The organism is Paenibacillus sp. Marseille-Q9583 (assembly GCF_976954365.1).
The window spans coordinates 21,991-43,336 of sequence record NZ_CDRJTB010000062.1; the positions used below are offsets into that span (position 1 = coordinate 21,991).

Sequence of the window (21,346 nt, forward strand, 5' to 3'; positions counted from 1 at the left end):
GTAATGAATATTAACTCTTTACGTTCATTTAAATGGGTGAGCGGCGGACTTGCTTTATTTATACTAACAGTGCTCGTACTGCTGCCACTCCTGCTCATCTTTTGGACCAGTATCTATCCCAATGAGCAGCTGGATATAGCCGCGCCACTACGAACCATTATGAGTAGTCATGATCTGGTTGAGGTACTGCTGAATTCTATCGGGCTCGGGGTAAGCGTTATTCTACTAACTACGCTATTTGCACTACCTCTGGCCTGGATTATGGCTAAAACGGACTTAGGGCATCATAATTGGCTGGATGTTGTGCTACTAATTCCCTTTATGACTCCGCCATACATTGGTTCAATGGGTTGGATGTTATTTATGCAGACCGGTGGGTATATGGAACAGTTTCTGCCCGCTACCTCCGTGCTGACGCCGTATTTCTTTAGTTATGGAGGGATGGTGCTGATCATGAGTCTGCATTTATTCCCCTTCCTGTATTTACTGCTGCGTAATGCGCTCTTGCAGATCGGGGGCAATTTGGAGGAAGCAGCCTCTGTTCATGGTGCTCCGTTCTTTTACAGATTTAAAAGAGTAATCATTCCTTTGCTATTATCCAGCTATGGGCTTGGAGCTCTTCTCATCTTCGTCAAAACGATTGCTGAATTTGGTACCCCTGCGACCTTTGGTCGTAGGATCGGCTTTTACGTTCTGACCTCTGAGATCCATAAGTATATCTCTAGTTGGCCAATAGATTTTGGAAAGGCTACTTCACTAGCTTCCTTGCTGCTCGGAGTTTGTCTCGTCATGTGGTACATTCAGACTCTTATTAGCAGCCGCTTCTCTTATCGCCTAATAGGCGGAAAAGGGACTCGTACCAAACGTTATAAAAGTACTGGAATCGTAGGGGTTCTTAGCTGGGGGTATGTTGTTCTATTACTTCTAGCATCTATCGGCATTCCTTATTTCTCAATCATAACAGCCTCCTTATTGAAACTGCGAGGAGAAGGCGTGTCTTGGAGCAATTTGACCTTAAAACATTATGCAGAGCTGCTATCACCGGGTTCTCAAGGTCTTGAGGCCTTATTAAATAGCTTCACATTAGCCATCGTTGCTTCCAGTATCGCAGTTATTCTTGGGACTTGGTTTGCCTTAACCGTAGGAAAAGGAGCTACATTTAAGCAGAAAATTACAGATCTCTTCAGCCTACTTCCCAATACAGTTCCTGGAATTGTAATTGTAGTAGGGCTAATCCTGCTATGGAATGCTCGCTGGATGCCTATCCCGCTCTATAATACCTACTGGATGGTTGTGCTTACCTACGTTGTACTATTCATCCCCTATACTGTTCAGTATGTAAAAGCGAGCTATGGGCAGATCGATTCTTCCCTTATGCAAGCGGGACAAGTATTCGGAGGAAGCAAGCCTTATGTGTTCCGCCGTATCCTGCTCCCACTCATTCTACCGGGGATGGTGGCTGGATGGATGATGACCTTCACCATTTCCAATCGGGAACTGGTAGCCTCCTTACTCATTCTTCCACCTTCAATGCAGACATCGGCAACCTATATTTTTGCCCAGTTTGAACAAGGTGCAGTAGCGATGGGGATGGCCATGGCAGTAATCTCTGTCGGCGTTACCACTATATTACTACTAGTATTAGAATATTTAAGCCCAGATAGAAAGCGGAGACAACGATGAGCACACTAACGATTTGGGGAGGGGCCGGAGAGCATGGCCGTTCCTCCTATCTTTTGCAGAACAAAGATGGGAAATCTGGTATTCTACTCGATTGTGGTGTCAAAAAAGAAGGCCCAGGTGAATACCCCCTGCTAGATACAGACATCATCCCTCATTTGCAGGCAGTGTTTCTGTCCCATGCGCATGAGGATCATTCCATAGCACTTCCCCTACTATATAAGTACGGATATTCAGGTAAGGTATGGACAACGAAAGCTACCGTTAAACAGCTTCCCGATTATTTCGAAGCATGGGATAAATACGTGGCTGCTCAGTCCGCATCACTACCTTATGGAGAAATAGATAAGCAATCTATTCAGTTCATGTATTTGGAGGAGCATATCCCCCCTCAGACTTGGCTGAGGATTGCACCTAATCTTCGAGTACAATGGGGGCGAAGCGGACATTTAGCAGGTTCGGTTTGGTTGATCCTCGAATGGGACGGAACAGTCGTATTTTTCTCAGGGGATTATACGAAGGAGTCGCTGCTGCTCATGGCAGATTCACCTACGATTATGGAAGCCGGAGCTCAAGATGTCGTCGATCTATCCATTATCGATGCCGCTTACGGCGCAGATCCTGATGAGCAGCTTGTAAAGTTACAGCAATTAGAGTCAGCGATCTGTAACACTTTGCAAGAAGGGGGTTCAATCCTCCTTCCGGTGCCTATCCATGGTAGAAGCCAGGAATTGATTGTATGGGCAAGCGAGTGTTTCCCAGATGATCAGCTGATCGTCGAAGAAGAGCTCATAGCACCTTTAAGAGGTTTGAGCGATAAGACCGAATGGCTGAAAGAGGGCGCTATTGAGCGCGTTGATAAGCTTTTTAATAGAAAGAACTTGTGCATTGTATCTAATTCAGAGGAACGTGCAAAGGTATTGTTGAATCTTAAGATCGCTATCGTGTTTACCAATGACGGAATGATGCAGTCGGCAAAAGCACAAGAGTATTTTCACCAGCTCTCTGCTTCTCCTGACAACCATGTGATTTTTACGGGACATTTGGCGGCAGGTAGTTTCGGGCACCGTCTCGTTAAAGGGTCTTTGGGAGAAGAATCTAGCAACACGAGATGTACAATCTCATTCATTCGCTATAAAGTTCACCAAGGCTTACCGGATATTCGAGAAATGCTCCAAACGGTTCCTAGCCGCCGGTCGGTGCTCGTTCATGCTCCCAAATCGCATATTGATCATGTCTCTTCTATATTAGAAGGAGAAGGTTTTGCAGGGCTGTACTCTTTGCTGCCTGGAAGTACGCTTTCGTTCTGAAGCTTAACTATGTAATCTCGTAAAAAAAACAATGGGGCTCTTCCTTAGGTCTATTCAGACGTTTTGGAACAGCCCTTTTTTGATTCGTACCTACTATCCATTTACTCTTTCGTCGTCCCCGTGCGATCCTTAAAAGCTAGCTCAAACAACCCCGTCGCAGATAAACCCGAAAGCCCTCCAGCCCAAAGACGAAGAACGATATCCAGTTCGGTAAAAGGATACGCTACCGCTCCGATGAGCAAACCTATTAATAGTCCGATAATTGGGACTGCATTACGCGGGATGTTGATACTATTTTTGACCAATTGAACCAGAGCCAGTACAAATACAGCTAATATAGAAGCAAACGCCATAACATCATCTAAAATCTCTCTAGTTTCCATGATAGATACCTCCTTAGTGAGTACTTTTAATCTCAACCGTCCGAGTGGCGGAATCATAACCCACCTGTGCACCTAGCGCTTCTGCAATAATACGAACGGGAACGTAGGTGATGCCTTTTTCAAGCACTCCATCTGCAATCTTAACCCCGTTAACCTTTACGACGGCAATAACATCACTCTTCAAGTCTTCCTCCTCCTTCCGATGGATGATTTTGTACGCTGCCTCCACTGCGGATGTTGAGGGCTTTGCCCCTGCTCGTAACTGTGTGAGTGTTAACCCAAACACCATCTGGAAATGTGGATAGTCCTTAAAGCTCGTCCAATCGCCTCCCCATTCGAATCCAAGTGCCTTGGCCTCTTTTACAACCTCCTGCCAATCTGCGATCTGGTTGTTATTGTCGTCCCGGCGCATATCCCAAGACACACTCGATCCATTCGGCAGCAAAAGAGCAAAATCTACGGCTAGTCCAAAATTGTGGTAGCTATACCCGCCACGCGCATTGGTAACAATCGCTCCAGGTTTAGTGCGACCTTGTGCGTAAAGAGCATCTTGCTCGGCAATTGTGCGAAGACCTTGCGTAATGAGAATGGGGATATTGAGCTTATAACAACGTTCGATTAGAGCAGTAGCAGCGGAACGGACTACGGGATGTAGGTTGGTTAAATGTTTACTTGATTTATTTTTGATCTGGGACAAAGTGAGCATCTATACTCCTCCTTTAAATAAAAAGGCAATAATAGCAAAGATAGTGCCAGCCAGAACATATTTAAGTAGATCAACAAACACTTTTCGTTCGCTCTTACTGTCCGTCTGAGATTGTTGCAATAGCTGGAACACACGTGAGTCTAAAGTGTCCCAACGCCTCATAATCTCGTTAAATTGAATTTTCATTTCTATTGTTGATTGTTTAATTTGCTTCACATCTTCCTCATGGCGTGATTGTTTTTCTTTTAATATTAAAAGCTCATTACTAAAACTTAGATGTTCCGTTCCAAATCTAAAAATCTCGTCTTGGATGACTACAAGTCTATTTTCAACATCTTCTAAACGGTGCTCAATGGGCGCTGCTTCAGCATCGCCTCCTCCTGAATTCACTCCCACAATGGTCATATAACAGCCCCCTTCTAAAGTGATAAATAAAACAGCCCCCGTAGCAGCTACGAGGGCAAAATAAAAACGCCTACTATATGGCGCTATCTGTAATCTCTATTTATCTTCAGGCAGAAACTCCAGACCGCTGTCCGTCAGAACCTCCAGCACTCCAGCTTTGAGTGTAGACGGCACCTCTGCATAACTTGTCTTACCCAAGATTACACGTTGTGCAAAAAACATAACTACCATGATATCACCTCCCCCACAAGTCAGCAGCCAGTAGAGCAACCGCGATCATTTATACAACTGAGTAGCCAGTTCGGATATGACATCCTCAATAAAGTCAGAGCGCTCAGACTGAGCATTAAGTTGTGCCTTCAGTAGAGTGTTCTGGCTTTTCATCGCGGCGACTTGGATAGATAAAGGCTCGATGTATTGCGGCTCCTGTGGCTCATCCGGCTTTTCGTTCGGGTCGGGATAGCTGAACTCTAGTTCTCCGGTAATCGGGTCAACTCGGTACCCGTTACAGGCGTCGAAGTCCTCCCGATGCTCGCTGTATTCTAATTCAATCAGCCCAATACTTTCAGGCTTGCGCTCGGCTAACGCCTTGTAAGCTTCAAAGTCCTGTTCACGCGTTGTTTCTACGACACTACCGGAACGTTCTCCGGTGTCCACTAGGACGTTACCTGTTACCTTGTCATAATAAATCTTTTTGCCTATTTCCATTATCATTTTCCTTTCTTATCCCCATGCTTCCCAAGCTACTGGTATTCCAGGACTGTTACCACCTATAGGTAATCTGAACCCTGAATCATTCACCCACACACTCCCAGGTGTATAAGGAGTCCAAACAGTTATAAACTTATATTCAGATACGTACATAAAAGTAAGTCCATCATCACTTCCCAAAGCTGTTGGTATTATGCCTCTAGCATACATCGAAACCGACCAAGTATTTTCCCCTGTTGTTACTTTTATGACTTTTGGCTTGAAGCCTATACCCGCTACCGTCAAAGAATACGTTCCATAACCACTGTTAGTATACCAATCATATACAGTTAGATTGTTTGCAACAATTCCGGAACCATTTGCATATAGTTTCGGCTGTAGCGTGCCAGTTATGCCAAATATGGAAGTTCCAGCTCTGATATTAGTTGGCTGTAAGGGAGTCACTGATTGCAGCAATGCCGGACTTACCTTAATTTCTCCGGCTCCCGCGCCACCTTTACGATATCCCTCCCTCGGATAAACTGCTAGTGATCCATCTGGCCATATGCCAACTCCCTGCGCTGGATCATCGCCGTTGATGATAACAGGCATAGAGCCTTGCATCCCTAATATGTTAACGTCTGACCTAACATAAGCAGGATTAAGTCCCGGGCTTTCAACTGCTACCGACGCGATACCCGCGCCAAAGCCGCTATCTGTAACATACGCGCCAGTGGGAAAGCCGATCGCTACTCGTCCGACTCGCTCGAAATTAGTTCGGGGAGCTAATTGATTGTTTGCTCTGCTTACCATATTTCCAGCAGTTCCGGCTATCGTTGTTCCTGCAAGCACCTTATCAGCAGGCACCGTAACAGCTGCGACCGTAATCGCCGCATCATAAATCCCTGCTGGCTTGACAACTGCCGTTGCTCCCGGAGTAACCGTACCGCCCGTTTGAACCGGGAGTGTACCCGTAATATCCCCTGCATCTGTTGCCGCCGTTTTCCCTGCGCGAATGTCTCCTGCTACTGCATTACCAGAGCCACCCGCGCTATCTGCCAAAAAATCCGTACCCACACGCCGGAACGTATAAGGCTTGCCTGCTATGAGCTTCCCAGCTGCATAAGCTACGCCCTTTTGATCTTTAAGAGGCACCGCTGCAAGTCCGTTAACACTGAGCGTAGGGCTTGCCCCATTGGTTACGTGTGGAACGATAGTGATCCCGAATCCATCTGGTGTTGTCGTAGGCGCTGGGGTTAGAACTGCACTATAAGCTGTAGCTGTGCCATTAGTGGCAGCATACCCCGGTTGACGAATATAGTCCGTTTTTGCCGCTGCGACCGCTGCGTCCGCTTTTGCCTGAGCGCCAGCTGGAGTCTCTTTCGCATTCCACGCCGTCTTTTCAGCATCCGTAACAAACCGATTACTCGCGTCTTGAGCAATAATAGCTGGTGGGTGGGTAGCTGGGTGAGTATAGTTGGTTGCTCCTGTTGTCACACCCGCCAGCTTCGTTTTCTCCGCCGTAGTGTAATCGTTCGTAGACAGCTGCTTGCCAGTAACTTTATCGACCTTGCTAGTAACGGCATTATCCAAGATATCCATATTCCCATTTAAATCGGCAATATCAACGATATCTGTACCCTCGGGCTTCTTTAACCCCAAATTTCCTGTGGTTTGCATGTGTCACTCTCCTATCTATAAGTTCTTAATTCGTTCCATGTTTTACTGTGAGCATTCTCCCAAGTCAAAACCTTAACGGAGTCCCACCAGGTATAGCTGAACACAAATTCATAAGCCAAATGCGCAGGTTTAATCTCTTCGATGATTTGAATCAACCCTGCCATGTTAGGGGGAATGCCCAGTGTACTTACAAAATGAATCTCAAAACGGTACTCATCAGGCACTTCCTTTACTTCAACCACTCCACCTGAAAAAGCGGACGCCGTCCGCTGGATCATCTCCGGCGTTGTCGTCCCGTTTCCACGCAGCTTCGCCTTAATCATCTCTCGGCGTGTGGCATATGACTTGGATGAATCGATATTTAATCCAAGCTCAGCCTCCCAACGTCCAAGGCTCACCGTTGCTGTTTCAACAAACGCTTGATCCAGTACATCTACAGTGCCTACCTTCAGCCCACCAATTTCAAGCCCGATGGTCTCCTGAAGCTTCTCCATTTCGCGGACATCCTTATAATAATCCGGCAAATACTGCATTAGATCAGGCGCCTCGACTTCATCCGGATGGCTCGAATCTTTATCTGCGGAATATTGCAATTCGCTGTATAAAGAGCTGCCGTAACTCATCCTCTACACCCCCTTCAGTTGATTCCAGGTTAGGGGCCCTTTGGGCAAATAATCATGTGTATGCGCCGCCGGAGGAAACACTGCTGGTTTACCCGCTACCCCCGCCCAAGCTACACTATCCGCTTGTTGCGCAAAATCCACCTTGCCATTGTTATTCGTATCGTAAATGCTTTTCAGCATATCCCCGGTACTTTGCGCCGCAACTAGCAAGACATTCCCAGTAGCTGAGCCAATAAATAGCTTTCCACTGTCAGTGCAGTAGCCAAGCTCACCAATAGCCAGTGCTCCAATCGCACTTTCCAATCCGCGGCGTATTTGAATCAATGTCTTTAAAGCCATTGTCCCGCCCCCTAGAAAGTTCCGCCATCAATACTGGCTACGGTAAGTTTATTGCCATTCGCCGCATCATAAATGATGCTACTTCCATCCACACTTACAGCTACACCGGCTCCATCTACAGTGATCCCTTTTCCAGCTGTAACCGCAATCGCGTCTGCAGTAACCGTGATCCCATTGCCTGCACCAATATTCAGCGTCACAGCATCGGCCTGACCACCACCAATCAGTCCGTTTCCAGCTGTAATGGTCTGTAATGCACCACCCGTACGAACCCATGCGCTGCCGTTCCAGCTATAAATCTTCTGCTCATCATCGACGTAAGCGGTCCAGCCTACGGCAGGAACATAAAATACCCAAGCAGCAGATTGGTACTCCACGATTTGATTCGTTTTCCCCGCCCATGCCCCGGTTGCTCCAGCTGGAATAATGTATCGATCACCCTCAACCGGACTGGCTGGTGGAGCCAGCAGGTTCTGATCTTTTACCGACGCTTGCGGTTCGATGTTATGCTTGGCCAGCTCAATTTCATTTTTAATCTTCTGCGCTGACCACAAGTCTGTAATCGTAGTCCCCGCATCATTGATCGTCCGGTGCTTGGCCACATCGTCAATGTGAGTCTTGATCTCAGCGGCAGTCTTTACATTCGTGCCATCTGATACTTTATTGATATGTCCCGCACTAATGTCCGCTTTAAGCACCTTCGCGTAGGTTGCTCCATCAGCGATATCGTCAATTGTACCTGTCAGATCGCTAAGCTTCTGCGCATTCACCCGCCGCCAAGCTGCCCCATCATCAAAATATAAATATCCGCTATTCGAACCCGTAGTCACGTAATACAAACGGCCAACGGACCCTGCAACCGGACGCGAAGCTTCTGGCCCTGACAGCGCCCTTCCGACCATGGAATTAGACGTGCCGTCACCAATATAAACTTCCTTAGTATCATTGCAAAAACCAAGCTCACCCGCCTTCAACACGCCATAACTCGTTAGCTCAGCCTTTGTTCCCCGCTTTATTTGTATGGTCTGTGCCATTTTACACCTCTCTTCTAAAAGATCCCCCGTCAATCTGGCCCTTGCTCTTATAACGTTCTATTTCAGTTTGAACAGCAGTAAGACTTTCCTGCAAACCGTTAATATCCTCTGCTTCAACGGTATCGCCGGGGGTTTCGTAAGTCACATAAACCTCTGGCACATCGGCAAAAATCTTAATCAACCGCCGCCATGGCGCTTCATCCGGAAAAGACACCGTAAAATTACGCAGCTCGATCCCGGAATACTGTGACCCTGTGTACACTGCGATGGTCTGATTATTGATGTTGTCATGCGCAAGCGCACCACTATACATGCCATTTACAAGCGGTAATCTCTCTTCAATAACATAGCTGCCGCCGTTTGCTTTTTTATTAAGCTTTTCTTGAAAAATATCAACTTTCTCCGGGTAACCCATGCTACACCTCCAGTAAAACATTGCCGAACAATGGAATTTCTTCTTCGTTCAACATTACGTTGCCCGCTCCACCGTTCAGCTTCAGCTCACTGTAATCTGCGACTCCCTCAGTAGCTAGCAATAGGGCACCGATTACAGACTGGCTAATATAGGTTGCTGAAAAAGCCTTCTCTTTGCGATAGCTCTCAAGAATCGCCTTAAATTCTTCATTTACAGCTTGCAGCGCATAACCTGAAGCAAGGGTTACTTTTGCGCTTACACTAATACTTTTGCCCTTCGCCGACGCCACAGTTACAACAGCACCTACGGGGGCTTGCCCCTCACCCGCTCCAGAGACCGGATCAATGTAATGCTGAACCTTAGTCACCAGTAGCTCAGAAGCAGGAAGTTTCTCGGCATCCACAACAATTACCTTCACCGTCTTAGGACCGTTCCATAACGGAAAAACACGTGCACCTCCCACCCCCACAACCTGCATAGCCCACTCCATATAGTGATATTTATTGCCGCTAGTAGCTGGGCGTCTGGCTGAATCCAAATAACGCTGGCGTAGCGATTCATCACTTTCGGCGTTCTCTCCAGGGATCAGAAGGGAAGCTATTTCTCCGCGCGCGAGGTCTGAAATATAATCCACTGGCAGCAAAGAGCCAAAATATCGGTTTCCTTCTTCTCCAGCGGTCTCACTCTCCAACCGATACACTCCAGGAGATAGCTTCTCCACAGCCATATAATTCAGCATATCGAGTGAGAAGCGGCTACCGAGAGGAACATCCACAAATCCCCCATCCGCTTTATAAAAAATTCCTTTTAGCTGCGCCTTGCTCGCTTCACGCCTTACAATTCCTGACCAGGAGATACTTCGCTCCAAGTACTCACCGGTAGCCGTATCTGCAAAATACAGATTATTATTCACATCCAGCTCAATGTACATCTGCGCGAGCTCTGCTGCTGCTGGAGCGAGCGCGTCATAAATGATGCTGCCCTCGCGTTTATCTAAACCTGACGGAACCCGATCCAGCATCCGCTCCAAAAGAGCCTCATACGTCTGATCCTCATACATCCTCATTCCACTCCTTTCTCAGCTGAAAATTCCCATAACGTGTGACCACCTTACAATCAAAAGTTAGATTTTCCCCGTTAAAAGAAACCTCAATATTTTCTAAGCTAAGGATTCGTTCATCCTGAAGTAAGGCCTCACTAATGACACGTCTGATTTCAGCTCTGACTAACAGCCGATCCTTACCCAAAACCAGCTGCCACTCTGTTCCGTAATCCGAACTGTAAATCAGATGTTCAAATCTATCGGTTCGCAGAATTTTGGCCGCTGCCTGCTGCACTGCCTCAAGTCCATCCGCTTGGCCAGTAATCCTTTTTCTGTCCCAATCCATTCGGTAGGTTAGACTGGGGCTTTCCCCACGCTCAAGGTTGACTTCGCCTTCAAGAAGGGCAGCTATCGGTCCGGATTTTCCAATCGCAGGAATCATATCGGACTCACCAGCCGATCCAGAACAATATAGCTTTGTCCACCCTGCATCCGAACCATCAGAACCCGATCACCAGAGGCAAGTCCTCGACGCACTACCACTTCTCTACCCTCTATCTCGACTTTACATTCCATTACCGATTCAGGCAGCACTAGCGCATTCCCCGATAAAATAAAACGTTGATCTACCTGGATCTGCAAAGGAGTTGCCTCCGTTACCGTCCCATAAGAAAAAGCCACGGGATTTGTATTTCCCACGGCTCCTAAGCTTGCTTTTTTTATAATATCCAACATCATTTCTACACCACCTTTATATCGAGGGACATCGTATGCTCCCCACCGGAAATCTTATGACTGCATTGATCCACCAGAAACACCTGAGTCTTAAATTCATCAAGCAGGACATATATGAAATTACCAGCCCTTACGCGCATATCACCAATCGCCTGTACGGAGAGACTAAGCTTTTCACGGTTGTGCATTTTCAGCAGATTATTTGCCTTCTCCTGAATTTGTGCAGCATTCGCTTTGTCATCGGCCTTCTGATACAAGTGCAGGATACCCCAGCGTTTCACATTGTCCTTATCACTAACCGGATAGAAATCTCGCTTACCAGACTTCTCATTATCCTTGTACAGAAAAATCGTGTTGTACGTATCATCAATACTTTTTTTGAGCGAATAGTCGTACAGATAATGCCCCGCCCCCAACACCAGATTAAGCAGCATAGACTCCGGTTTTCGCAGCGTTAGCTTACCAAAATCATCGTAAAAGGCCATCAGCCGCCCCTTATACTGAAGCTCACTGCCGATCGCCCCCATAATGATGTCCAGCAGCTTTTTGTCATCCTCGATTAAAGAGGGAATCCGGTACTCCGTATCCTCCAGCTCACCTGTCTGCAGTCCGTAATCTTGTGTTATTTTTTTGATCACATCACTAGCCGTAACATCCTGCAAAACATAACTGCCATTGCCCAGCAAATAACGCATCTGATCATAGGCAGTCAGCTTAATCTCCTGATCCGAGCCTGTATCAATACTGAACACAAACCCGTAGAATACATCCACATTATCTTTGCTGAACTGAATAATATCACCGTTGCTAATGCCGAACTTGGGATGCTGATAGATTCCACTGTCCACAAGTGTTAACTCTAGCGTTGCCGGCTTTCCTGAGCGGGCTGTTTTCCAAGAAATATCGGAGACGATGCCAGAAATATCCCATAGATTGCCTTCCTTATTCTTCACAAGTAGTTCCATAACATCCTCCTACGGCAGCTTAATGACCTTACCGATTGGAAGCTTCCTCAGCTCACTATCTTTAATGCCATTAAGTTTCTGGATTTCTCCACACCTTCTGCCATCCCCAAGCTTTTCTTTAGCAACTTTCCATAGGTTGTCTCCAGATTTCAGGGTATACGTAGTAGGTTTGGGAGTTTCATTCGCGCGCTTCTGCTCTACTTTCACTTCATCGTTGACAACCTTTACAGCTACAGCCTGATAGAATACATACTTTTTGAGAGACAACGAATATTCAATATCCCCTGAAGTACCTGCACTGAGCTTCCAAGTGAAGCCTTCGATACTCATAGCCATATTCACACCAAAATCAATCTCTATGGATTTATCCTCACTAGTCGATGATTGCTTTAACCATTTCTTCGCATCGTTTAGCTTCCCCTCAGCTTTTTTCGTGTCATCCGCATAGCTCACCCCGGAGAATACAAAACGAATAGGCCTGCGACTCGTCATCCACTTCTTAATAAGCTCCACATATTCAAAGGGTCTCTTCAGCCCGTCCTCTTGTACCAATACGAACGGATACCTTTGTGCCGGAAAGATACTTTCAATGGTGATCTCTGTCAGCTTCGGATAAGCAATCGTATTGATCTCACCCAGATCGATAATAGTATAGCTTTTTCCATCCCCGCTCTCCTTGATCTCCAAGGTCTCCGGGTTGACTGGCAGCCGGAATGCTTCCGCCTGATTATTAAAACCAAGAAAAATCCCGTACTCTTCCACGTTACGTATACACCCCCTGTGCTGTAGAGACAAACTCCTCGTTCAGCTTTTGCCCGATCTTGTTGATAATCGAATCAATGTCTCCGGCATTATTAATATTCCCGGTCGTCACCTGCACCGTCGGCGTAAGCTCCACAAAATTCTGGATCGCCTGAATCTCCGCCAGCTCACGCAGCATTTTCAAATCATCACTGGAGATGTCTACGGTGTCGTTGATGGAGCCGAGTTCGTTTACACGGTTGACGGTGTTTAGATTACCCGGAACCCCTGCATTTTGAAAAGAACCTGCAGCTGTAGGCGTATTTAACGCAGGCGTCGTAGGAACTACTGGAATATCAGGTACGGTTGGCGTTTTCGGAGGCTTTGACAAATCCCCTGGATGAGTAGTATTCCACTGATTTAATGTGGTGTTATTACTCTTATTTCCACCTACATTCAATTTTTCTTTAAACTTATTGATATCAAAATCTTGGATGTTTTCTGCCCCAGCATTAAAAGAACTCCCAATGTCCATTTGCAAATCCTTTTTGAATTGACTGCTATCAACCTCTTCAATATGAAGATTGATCTCCGACTCTATACCAATAAATTTGCCAACAGCTCCAACTACTTTATTTATACTATCTAGCAAAAAGTTCACAGCGCCAATAATACCATTAACAAATCCGGTCCAAAGATCGATAACAAAGCCCACAAATTCTGCAACGAGCTGTCCCAGTCCCCTGAACATATTCGCCAAAAAGTCCCTCACAGGCTGAAGGGCTGCCACAATTCCTAAAAATGCTACTATAAGTGCAACTATAAGCCCTATTACAAGTGCAATTGGATTAGCACTCATCACAGCGTTGAAAATGCCTTGGGCTGCGGTAGCAATTCCGGTAGCAATAGATGAAATTCTAGTTGCAATTGTTGAGGCATTCATCGCGATTGCTAAGGCAATAACTCCAGCAACAACACCCAAAACAATCGGCAAAACAACAGGGTTGCTAAGAACACTCCAGAGATACAATGCACCTTGTACGACCTGCGAGAATACTTGTGCAAGTATCGCCAGTCCAATCGCTATCCCATCGATAATTGGCTGAAAGCTTCCATCTGAAAATGCCTGGTTAAGAATGCCTAATAGTGGCGACAATGCCGCAAGAGCACCTTCTCCCATACCAGCCAGAGAGTTGTTATAGTTTCCAAGAAGAGCTTGCCATTGATTAACGGGTGAATCCATCATGGTTTGTAGCGAATCACTCGTCATCCCTGACGTTGTCATAATATCTCCCAAAGTACTCAAAAAGGCTTCCATATTGCCCGTTCCGGCCACTAGATCAAGTCCACCCAGATCCTCTTTATCCACCTGAAGCATGGATGCTAAATCACTAGAATCCCCCTCAAAAGCAGAAGTAATCGCCGATGAAGTATCACCAATATCTTTACCCTCCGGAGACATCATGCTTAGCCTTGTGGAATAATCCATAAGCTTATCTAACTGATCCGTATTTTGAGTTTTAGGATAAAACGACAAGACACTTTCCATGGACTTGTTTACATCCTGCCCGGTATCTAGTGCCCTCTTCTTGAACTTATCAAACATTGCCACACCAACATCAGCATTTCCGGTTTTCGCTTTAAAAAGATCCTCCCATTTTTGCTGTTCAGCTGCAGGCGCAAGCACCTTTTCCATAACTCCTTTAACTTTTTCCAACACACCCTTGGCTTTCCCAAAAGCACCGGTAATCTTTTCCCATGTACCCGCCTGCTGTTCAGCCCCTGCTGCTCCTTGTTCTGCCGCATCGTTCAGTCTCTCCTGAGCCTGTACTGCGCCTCCAATAGAAGCTTGAATTCTGGTGTAAGCTGCACTGTAATTGTTAGTAATGTTGTACACGGGTTTATTCACTATTTTCATACTTATTCGGTTTAAAGTTGCGGAAAAGGAATTTGAAATATTTGCAGAAACCTGAGTTGTAATTTGATTGGTTATATCATTGATCCATTGGTTGGAGACTTGCTGGATTCCAGCTATATTGTTTTGCATACCTGCCATTCATTCACCCCCTATCTCTTCCTCGCCTTACTCCGTGCCTGATCCCGCTTCTCCTTCTCCACCCGAACAGCAATCATCGCATAAATTGCGGCTCGTTCACGTGAAGACAGCTTCATTAGCTCATGCGGTAAAATATGAAGCTCGTGGAGGGCGTAGTAAGCTAAGTTCGCTTCGCTGTCGCCCTCGTTGATTAGTTTTTTACTTCATCCACCAGCTCGTTCATATCTGTACCGAAGCCATTCAAGGCTTGTACCCGTTCACCCAGCGCGGCAAATTCACCTGGAAGCAGCATTTTACGCAGCAGCGTTTCGGCACCAAGAACACCATAAGAACGCTGTAGCTCAGCATTTTTCAAATCTGGATGCACTACACTTGAAGTCATCAGCTTAGCCATATAATCATTCGGTTCAATCTCGGAGGTATACACTCCGTTCTTACCTTTGACCTTACGAGTAGCAGCTTTACGGCATTCCTGATTCTCATCCTCGTTCATACTGCGTAGCTTCCAGGCAACTGCGTTCCCTTCCTTATCCTTAAACCGCTGCGACACCACAAACTCCTCGGTCGTGTCACATGCTACATTTTGCGCAAAAAACAAACTTAATTCACTCATGGTCTTCCTCCTAAAATGATTTAGTTTCTTCTAGTACTACTAACTAGACAGAGAAGAGACCCGCCGCTCACCTGCACGCCCGGGCCTTACTTGCTCCTATCTAGTTGTCTTTATTAGTTTCCGGAGCCTGCTGGAGCGCCAAAAGCTTGCACAATCTGCACGTCTTCAAAGGTAAAGCTCACTTCTTCTTCCAGCGCATCTGATTCTGTATCAAGAGAAGCCATGATGACACTATCAAGGTTCACGCCTTTTAAAATAATGCGTTGTGCTCCAACACTGGACGATGGGTCTTCGTTCGTAACCTCAATATCGAAATACTGGTCGACCCCTGTATTCATATAATCGAGCATCATCTGGCGAAAACGGCTAGTCATATAAAAAATCGTCATCGAACCGCTGCCCGACCAGCCAGTCGCTTTATGCTGAACACCACGTCGGCCGAGTGTCTTCACTTCCGCCTTTGTTTTTTCTACCGTTGCTTCAAGCGTCTTCACATAGAACATCTCTTCAGCTTGCGTGCCAATCACGGTATACGCACGGCCCTCCTGGCCGGAAATCGTATCACTAGCTTTTAAAAATGCCATCTTAAACCACCTTCACTTTCATATATACTTTTTCTACGGAATCTACCGGTTTCACAGCCACATCCAGCACGATACTATCACTATCCGCACCAGCCACAACGACAACATCTGTCTGCGCGTTAAAGCCCTCAATCGCACCCATATCCTGCAAATCATTCATATAAGTCGCACATTGTGACCAGAACAGAGCCCGTCCATCTTCATTATTGGCTACCTTACCAATGTAGTAGTTCTCAAAAATACGCTTCAGATCATTCGCAATCCCATCCAGCACGCGCAGCACACGATTTTTGGAGAACGCTTTGCCTTTATCCGGAGAAAATGCCGTAAACGTGTTAATATCTTGCTCTACCACAGCTCGGCCTCCACTGTAAGTAAAGAGCAGTTCACCTCGCAGCAAAGCTTCAGTCGTCTCAGAATGGCTAAGCCGCACATCAGCGTCAACGGAGTCGTCATATCCCTGATAAGTCAGCGATTGATTCACCGCAGCAGCAGCCGTAGCACCGGCCACCCAAGCAACAGCATTGGTCTTATCAATCGTAGTTCCGTCACTCAGTACTACCCCATTCTTCACGCTGATCACACCCTCATGACCCGCAGTAGCATAATCCGATAGTACAGCCTGCACTTTCTTACCTTCCGTTTCCCGTAGTCGTCTTACCCAAGAGCTATACAGCGCCTTAAGCGTACTATCCTGCGATACTAGTCCAACCGTTTGGAACTCAAGCACCTCAAGAGCAGACAAGAAATCGCTGTGCGCACCATTTGTCACCGTACCATTAGCTCCGCCAATAAGCGGCATCCCTGCGGTTAGCTTCAAGCCTTCTGCGCCATTTTTCTGGAATTGTACATAATCGTTAGCGATCAACTCTTCAGCCGTTCCAACCGTTTGCTTATTCAGTTCAGTTCCATTCAGCAGTGTCTTTACATCAAAAAGAGCATTATTCTCAATATTCTTCTCAATAACAACAGAAAGATCATTTCCGCGTACACCACCGTATTTAGCAGTTACCTGGAGGCCGCTATTTGTTACCGCCGCTTTAACTCCTTCATTCAATCGATAGAGCAGCAATGTTCCCGCACGTTTCAGCGCTTCGCGTACTGGCAGTAATGTTAGGTGTTCCAAATCATAACCTAGCAGCTTATTCACGTCGTCCTGCGGGGTAATCTTCATGATCACTCCAGCTTCTCCCCAAGATAAGGCAAGTGCCAAAGCAGTAATCCCACGTTCTCCCATTTTGCCGATGACACCTTGATTCGATGCTACATTTACGTACACCCCTGGGCGCACTTTGTTTTGAGTTGTCCATGTTCCGCCTGCCATTAGTTCAAAACCTCCTTATTCATAAACAATCCCATAGATTGCTTCGCTTCTTCGATCGTATAACTTTTGTCATCCTGCAAAATAACGTTCAGCACATCCTTTTCCTTAGCCGTAAAAAGCGGTGAATTCACAATCTGCTCTTTACCAAAACGATCTCCATTACTCACCTTTGTGCTCATTTCAGTCTTTCTCCTCCTATCATATGTCCCATCTTAATGGGGTCAGGCTTCTCACTTTGCAAATACACCATATAGTCTGTTGTAAAAAGTGGTCCATGCCCCTCTACCCCAGCTTCCCAGGCTTGCCTAGCTACACGAAAGGAGCCACCCTCTTGCTCCATCCCTGCCATTGCCTCACTCAGCTTATCTGCCATTCTCTCAGCTTCCAGCAGACTGCCTTGTTCATAACGGATACCGAAGCGATAGACCGCTAAATATCGGCCTTCCCGCTGCCGATCCAGAGTCGCTGAGATCAGTCCGGGATAAAAATAATCCGTCTGAGGTTTCTCCCCCTCCACATATACAGGCACATCTGGAAAGTACCTCTCCAGCGCACTCGTAATGTGTTCTCGTAATTGTTGTACCGACATCACTCCATTCCTTTCTGAACTGCGGCGGTTCGCCGATCTTTGATGGTGTTAACCTTCAATTGCATTAACATTTAAGAAGACACCCCCTCTACTAAAATTAAGAACAAAAAGGATACTATCCAATGTTGGATAATACCCTTCTACACTAGGCCAATGCCAAAAGAATCTTTCACCGCTAGATTTGTTCTCATCACCACTAGGGTTGAACTATTAGCAGAGCATTCATGCTCTTGCGGTGTTCTTTTTGCTTCATTTGCCATGTTATAAATATATACCCCTATTTGCCTTGCAGAGACGGTATACCGACGAGGTTTAAGCTAGCTTTGGGATGGTATAGAGCGGTTTTTCGGAGGATCATAAAATCAATAAAAAAAGACCGCATCACCCGCTCGGACGACACAGTCTTTTAGTAACCGTCTATTTCTCTTAAGTAATACTAATCTTCTCTTTCTTCACTCTAGGTGCTGTTATTAAAGTGTTAAGGGACAGTAGACCGAGATCCGTTAAAGCCAAAGCCATCTTATAAAAAGCCTTCGAACGTATCTTCACGTAAGTGTCCTTACTCACCGGTGGATCAAACACATGATTGTAAATCGTATAATCGTACGTTTCGTCTCTTTTCATATAACGCTCTCTTACTAATTGCTGCTCCCTCGTATCGAGTCTTTCTACCACAGAGTCTATCGCCGAGCAAAAAGCCCTCCTAGCAGCCGGTATATCCACATTATAAGAAGCTATCGCAGCAGTCTGATCAGTAACAGTATTCGTAGGACCATGAAATCTTTCTGTATACGAATAAGTAGTACTGGCTTCCTTAGCCTCAAATGTAACGGTCTTAAAAATACGGTATTTCTCCAACATGCTCTCTATAGCGACCTGGGTTCGGCGACGGTCTAGCTCCGGTAAAGCAGATAAGTTCATCATTTTATGCACTCCTTTAGGTTTTAACAGAATGAGATTAAATTGCGGAAGTTTCCTAAGCAATGTGCTAAAATATAAAAGTGTTCGTATTCTGTTCGTATTTTTCTATAATATACCACTTCTCTACCAATCTCGTAAAACCCCGTTTGAGTCTGTTTTGGGCGAAAAAGGATAGCTTTCCCTCCATTATCTTGCCTTTTGGCAATAATATACGCTTTGTTGTTTACCAATTGGCAAAAATGGCTTATATTAATAACATAAGCTTCAGTCTATAAGGAGTGGTTGAGATGAAACAGGATTTTGGGGATTATATGAAGCAACTTCGCGAAACTAAGGGACTCACTATTAATCAATTGGCAGCAGCAGCAGGTATTAGCGGATCACAGATTTCACGGATTGAAAATGGTCTAAGAGGAGTTCCTAAGCCAACTACATTACGCAAAATAGCAGAGGCTACAGGAGTCCCGTACGAGGAGCTAATGGATCAAGCGGGGTATTTGCAGGAACAGGCTCTTCCAAGCGAAGAGATTGTCCCAGAGTGGGCTACAAACAAGGATAAACGTGACTTCCGTAAAATGCTGGAGGATGATGGAGAGCTGATGTTTGATGGAATTCCATTAGACAAGGATGACAAGCAGAGGATAAAAGATGTACTGACCGGCTTATTCTGGGAAGCCAAACAGATGAACAAAAGAAATAAATCCAACAACACTTAATAACAACACTAACATGCTGCAGGTGAAGAATATGGATGAACTGATCAATAATCTGATTAAAAAATATAAAACCAACTGTCCGTTCGAGCTGGCCTCAGCGCTGGGTATTCACATTCGTTTCATGAACCTTGGGACAGGCACAAAGGGATTATATTACCGAAAACTAAGAAGAAGATTTATCGTCATTCATAATGAGTTGCCAGTTGAGTGGCAGCGCTTCGTTTGTGCGCATGAATTAGGACATGATCGCCTTCACAAGGGGATTAACCGCTTTTTCCTAGAAGAAAGCTCTTACTTCTCTCCCGGCAAGCTTGAGCGTCAAGCTAACGTCTTTGCTGTAAAGCTACTATCCATAGGCAGTAATCCTGAGCAAGAAGAATCCTGTAAAAGTTATTATCTACGGATTGGCATTCCGCCAGAAGTACAGTTTCTTTTGGAAGAATGATAGAACATATGTTATATGAATTTATGCGTGTTTTAATTCTATACATAACAAAAAAAGCTCTTACCGAAGTAAGAGCTTTCTAAGAGCAATTAAGCTGAGTATCGGGATGACACGATTTGAACATGCGACCCCCTGGTCCCAAACCAGGTGCTCTACCAAGCTGAGCTACATCCCGTTACTATAAAATTATGGAGCGGGTGATGGGAATCGAACCCACGCTATCAGCTTGGAAGGCTGAAGTTCTACCATTGAACTACACCCGCAAAGGTGAAAATCGGGATGACACGATTTGAACATGCGACCCCCTGGTCCCAAACCAGGTGCTCTACCAAGCTGAGCTACATCCCGTTAAAATACTATAATTGCTTAATAAAAAAATGGCGCGCCCTGAGAGATTCGAACTCCCGGCCTTTTGATTCGTAGTCAAACGCTCTATCCAGCTGAGCTAAGGGCGCAAAAATTATGGAGCGGACGACGGGAATCGAACCCGCGACCCTCGCCTTGGCAAGGCGATGCTCTACCGCTGAGCCACGTCCGCAATAAGTGGTGCGCGTGAAGGGACTTGAACCCCCACGTCGTGAAACGCCAGATCCTAAGTCTGGTGCGTCTGCCATTCCGCCACACGCGCATGTAATAATAAAAGTGAGCCATGAAGGACTCGAACCTTCGACACCCTGATTAAAAGTCAGGTGCTCTACCAACTGAGCTAATGGCTCGCACTTGGCTGGGGATATAGGATTCGAACCTATGAGTGACGGAGTCAAAGTCCGTTGCCTTACCACTTGGCTAATCCCCATTGATGGTACCTCTATGTTGCCCATAATCTCTCAGGAAGATTATGGTGGAGGCTGAGGGGATCGAACCCCCGACCCTCTGCTTGTAAGGCAGATGCTCTCCCAGCTGAGCTAAGCCTCCATATCTATGGGACCCTCTAAGGGTAAGTACAAGTAAAAGTTGGTGACCCGTATGGGATTCGAACCCATGTTACCTCCGTGAAAGGGAGGTGTCTTAACCCCTTGACCAACGGGCCTTGCAAATCTGTGGAGCTCTCAACCGGATTCGAACCGGTGACCTCTTCCTTACCATGGAAGCACTCTACCTGCTGAGCTATGAGAGCATGGCTCCCCGAACAGGACTCGAACCTGTGACAACTCGATTAACAGTCGAGTGCTCTACCAACTGAGCTATCAGGGAATATCCGCTTGGCAACGTCCTACTCTCCCAGGACCCTTCGGTCCAAGTACCATCGGCGCTGGAGGGCTTAACGGTCGTGTTCGGGATGGGTACGCGTGGAACCCCTCCGCTATCGCCACCAAACGGGCATTTACAGCGTAAATGCTCAGGCTTGAT

General features: G+C 46.1%; 26 protein-coding genes, 12 tRNA genes and 1 rRNA gene. 4 read left to right on the forward strand and 35 right to left on the reverse strand.

Going from position 1 to position 21,346, the window contains the following annotated elements:
* Positions 1-3 precede the first annotated feature (3 nt).
* Positions 4-1,683 (forward strand): ABC transporter permease, encoded by a 1,680-nt coding sequence (locus ACWNM1_RS23320; RefSeq protein ID WP_449602814.1) that lies wholly within the window; start codon positions 4-6, stop codon positions 1,681-1,683.
* A complete protein-coding gene (locus tag ACWNM1_RS23325) occupies positions 1,680-2,990 on the forward strand; it encodes an MBL fold metallo-hydrolase (protein ID WP_449602815.1) in 1,311 nt (436 codons plus the stop codon). Before ACWNM1_RS23320 ends, ACWNM1_RS23325 begins: the two co-directional genes overlap by 4 nt.
* A 101-nt stretch (positions 2,991-3,091) precedes the next feature.
* Here ACWNM1_RS23325 and ACWNM1_RS23330 read toward each other — a convergent pair whose 3' ends face one another.
* The 22 genes from ACWNM1_RS23330 to ACWNM1_RS23435 all read right to left on the reverse strand — a co-directional run bounded on the left by ACWNM1_RS23330 (position 3,092) and on the right by ACWNM1_RS23435 (position 18,835).
* A complete protein-coding gene (locus ACWNM1_RS23330; protein WP_449602816.1) occupies positions 3,092-3,373 on the reverse strand; it encodes a holin in 282 nt (93 codons plus the stop codon).
* A 13-nt stretch (positions 3,374-3,386) separates the two neighbouring features.
* Positions 3,387-4,079: a M15 family metallopeptidase gene (locus ACWNM1_RS23335; RefSeq protein WP_449602817.1), complete on the reverse strand. Its 693-nt coding sequence runs from the start codon at positions 4,077-4,079 to the stop codon at positions 3,387-3,389.
* Positions 4,080-4,484 (reverse strand): hypothetical protein, encoded by a 405-nt coding sequence (locus ACWNM1_RS23340; protein ID WP_094871759.1) that lies wholly within the window; start codon positions 4,482-4,484, stop codon positions 4,080-4,082.
* Between the two features lie 96 nt (positions 4,485-4,580).
* On the reverse strand, positions 4,581-4,715 hold the full coding sequence (locus ACWNM1_RS23345; protein ID WP_449602818.1) for a hypothetical protein: 135 nt from the start codon (positions 4,713-4,715) through the stop codon (positions 4,581-4,583).
* 45 nt (positions 4,716-4,760) lie between these two features.
* The gene (locus ACWNM1_RS23350) at positions 4,761-5,192 is read right to left on the reverse strand and encodes a hypothetical protein (protein ID WP_449602819.1); all 432 of its coding nucleotides are present in this window, start codon (positions 5,190-5,192) and stop codon (positions 4,761-4,763) included.
* Between the two features lie 15 nt (positions 5,193-5,207).
* On the reverse strand, positions 5,208-6,854 hold the full coding sequence (locus ACWNM1_RS23355; RefSeq protein WP_449602820.1) for a hypothetical protein: 1,647 nt from the start codon (positions 6,852-6,854) through the stop codon (positions 5,208-5,210).
* 11 nt (positions 6,855-6,865) lie between these two features.
* Positions 6,866-7,477 (reverse strand): putative phage tail protein, encoded by a 612-nt coding sequence (locus ACWNM1_RS23360; RefSeq protein ID WP_449602821.1) that lies wholly within the window; start codon positions 7,475-7,477, stop codon positions 6,866-6,868.
* A 3-nt stretch (positions 7,478-7,480) separates the two neighbouring features.
* Positions 7,481-7,816, reverse strand: coding sequence for a hyaluronate lyase N-terminal domain-containing protein (locus ACWNM1_RS23365; RefSeq protein ID WP_234537584.1), 336 nt, complete (start codon positions 7,814-7,816; stop codon positions 7,481-7,483).
* An 11-nt stretch (positions 7,817-7,827) separates the two neighbouring features.
* Entirely contained in the window at positions 7,828-8,850 is a 1,023-nt protein-coding gene (locus ACWNM1_RS23370) for a DUF2793 domain-containing protein (RefSeq protein ID WP_449602822.1), read from the reverse strand.
* Position 8,851: 1 nt separating this feature from the next.
* The gene (locus ACWNM1_RS23375) at positions 8,852-9,265 is read right to left on the reverse strand and encodes a hypothetical protein (protein WP_042192112.1); all 414 of its coding nucleotides are present in this window, start codon (positions 9,263-9,265) and stop codon (positions 8,852-8,854) included.
* Between the two features lies 1 nt (position 9,266).
* Entirely contained in the window at positions 9,267-10,325 is a 1,059-nt protein-coding gene (locus ACWNM1_RS23380) for a baseplate J/gp47 family protein (protein WP_405175101.1), read from the reverse strand.
* Positions 10,318-10,749, reverse strand: a complete 432-nt coding sequence (locus ACWNM1_RS23385) for a DUF2634 domain-containing protein (protein ID WP_449602823.1) — start codon at positions 10,747-10,749, stop codon at positions 10,318-10,320. The genes ACWNM1_RS23380 and ACWNM1_RS23385 overlap by 8 nt, the downstream gene beginning before the upstream one ends.
* Entirely contained in the window at positions 10,746-11,042 is a 297-nt protein-coding gene (locus ACWNM1_RS23390; protein ID WP_449602833.1) for a DUF2577 domain-containing protein, read from the reverse strand. Before ACWNM1_RS23390 ends, ACWNM1_RS23385 begins: the two co-directional genes overlap by 4 nt.
* Before the next feature lie 5 nt (positions 11,043-11,047).
* On the reverse strand, positions 11,048-12,007 hold the full coding sequence (locus ACWNM1_RS23395; protein ID WP_449602824.1) for an XkdQ/YqbQ family protein: 960 nt from the start codon (positions 12,005-12,007) through the stop codon (positions 11,048-11,050).
* A 9-nt stretch (positions 12,008-12,016) separates the two neighbouring features.
* A complete protein-coding gene (locus ACWNM1_RS23400) occupies positions 12,017-12,769 on the reverse strand; it encodes a LysM peptidoglycan-binding domain-containing protein (protein WP_449602825.1) in 753 nt (250 codons plus the stop codon).
* A 1-nt stretch (position 12,770) separates the two neighbouring features.
* Positions 12,771-14,804: a hypothetical protein gene (locus ACWNM1_RS23405; protein WP_449602826.1), complete on the reverse strand. Its 2,034-nt coding sequence runs from the start codon at positions 14,802-14,804 to the stop codon at positions 12,771-12,773.
* Positions 14,805-14,994: 190 nt separating this feature from the next.
* The gene (locus tag ACWNM1_RS23410) at positions 14,995-15,417 is read right to left on the reverse strand and encodes a phage tail assembly chaperone (protein ID WP_042131197.1); all 423 of its coding nucleotides are present in this window, start codon (positions 15,415-15,417) and stop codon (positions 14,995-14,997) included.
* A gap of 113 nt (positions 15,418-15,530) precedes the next feature.
* Complete coding sequence (locus ACWNM1_RS23415) at positions 15,531-16,001, reverse strand: phage tail tube protein (protein ID WP_449602827.1); 471 nt, start codon at positions 15,999-16,001, stop codon at positions 15,531-15,533.
* 1 nt (position 16,002) lies between these two features.
* A complete protein-coding gene (locus ACWNM1_RS23420; protein ID WP_449602828.1) occupies positions 16,003-17,325 on the reverse strand; it encodes a phage tail sheath family protein in 1,323 nt (440 codons plus the stop codon).
* Positions 17,325-17,504 carry a hypothetical protein gene (locus ACWNM1_RS23425; protein ID WP_449602829.1) on the reverse strand — a complete coding sequence of 60 codons (180 nt, stop codon included), beginning with the start codon at positions 17,502-17,504 and terminating at the stop codon, positions 17,325-17,327. The genes ACWNM1_RS23420 and ACWNM1_RS23425 overlap by 1 nt, the downstream gene beginning before the upstream one ends.
* Complete coding sequence (locus ACWNM1_RS23430) at positions 17,501-17,914, reverse strand: phage tail terminator family protein (protein WP_449602830.1); 414 nt, start codon at positions 17,912-17,914, stop codon at positions 17,501-17,503. The genes ACWNM1_RS23425 and ACWNM1_RS23430 overlap by 4 nt, the downstream gene beginning before the upstream one ends.
* Positions 17,915-18,340: 426 nt before the next feature.
* Positions 18,341-18,835: an ArpU family phage packaging/lysis transcriptional regulator gene (locus tag ACWNM1_RS23435; protein WP_042194591.1), complete on the reverse strand. Its 495-nt coding sequence runs from the start codon at positions 18,833-18,835 to the stop codon at positions 18,341-18,343.
* A gap of 287 nt (positions 18,836-19,122) precedes the next feature.
* On the opposite strand from ACWNM1_RS23435, the gene ACWNM1_RS23440 reads away from it, so the two are divergent.
* Complete coding sequence (locus ACWNM1_RS23440; RefSeq protein ID WP_449602831.1) at positions 19,123-19,551, forward strand: helix-turn-helix domain-containing protein; 429 nt, start codon at positions 19,123-19,125, stop codon at positions 19,549-19,551.
* 31 nt (positions 19,552-19,582) lie between these two features.
* On the forward strand, positions 19,583-19,996 hold the full coding sequence (locus tag ACWNM1_RS23445; RefSeq protein WP_076285600.1) for an ImmA/IrrE family metallo-endopeptidase: 414 nt from the start codon (positions 19,583-19,585) through the stop codon (positions 19,994-19,996).
* Positions 19,997-20,097: 101 nt separating this feature from the next.
* On the opposite strand, the gene ACWNM1_RS23450 is transcribed toward ACWNM1_RS23445, so the two are convergent.
* From ACWNM1_RS23450 to rrf, 13 genes are all read right to left on the reverse strand, one after another.
* Positions 20,098-20,171, reverse strand: a tRNA-Pro gene (locus ACWNM1_RS23450).
* Positions 20,172-20,185: 14 nt separating this feature from the next.
* Positions 20,186-20,259: transfer RNA gene (locus ACWNM1_RS23455), tRNA-Gly, on the reverse strand.
* An 11-nt stretch (positions 20,260-20,270) separates the two neighbouring features.
* A tRNA-Pro gene (locus ACWNM1_RS23460) sits at positions 20,271-20,344 on the reverse strand.
* A 30-nt stretch (positions 20,345-20,374) separates the two neighbouring features.
* Positions 20,375-20,451: transfer RNA gene (locus ACWNM1_RS23465), tRNA-Arg, on the reverse strand.
* A gap of 8 nt (positions 20,452-20,459) precedes the next feature.
* Positions 20,460-20,534: transfer RNA gene (locus ACWNM1_RS23470), tRNA-Gly, on the reverse strand.
* 6 nt (positions 20,535-20,540) lie between these two features.
* Positions 20,541-20,624: transfer RNA gene (locus tag ACWNM1_RS23475), tRNA-Leu, on the reverse strand.
* A gap of 15 nt (positions 20,625-20,639) precedes the next feature.
* A tRNA-Lys gene (locus tag ACWNM1_RS23480) sits at positions 20,640-20,712 on the reverse strand.
* Between the two features lie 5 nt (positions 20,713-20,717).
* A tRNA-Gln gene (locus ACWNM1_RS23485) sits at positions 20,718-20,792 on the reverse strand.
* Positions 20,793-20,835: 43 nt separating this feature from the next.
* Positions 20,836-20,911 (reverse strand) — tRNA-Val (locus tag ACWNM1_RS23490).
* Between the two features lie 40 nt (positions 20,912-20,951).
* Positions 20,952-21,026, reverse strand: a tRNA-Glu gene (locus ACWNM1_RS23495).
* Positions 21,027-21,037: 11 nt separating this feature from the next.
* Positions 21,038-21,113, reverse strand: a tRNA-Thr gene (locus tag ACWNM1_RS23500).
* Position 21,114: 1 nt separating this feature from the next.
* A tRNA-Asn gene (locus ACWNM1_RS23505) sits at positions 21,115-21,190 on the reverse strand.
* Between the two features lie 6 nt (positions 21,191-21,196).
* Positions 21,197-21,313 (reverse strand): 5S ribosomal RNA (gene rrf, locus ACWNM1_RS23510).
* Positions 21,314-21,346: the final 33 nt, after the last annotated feature.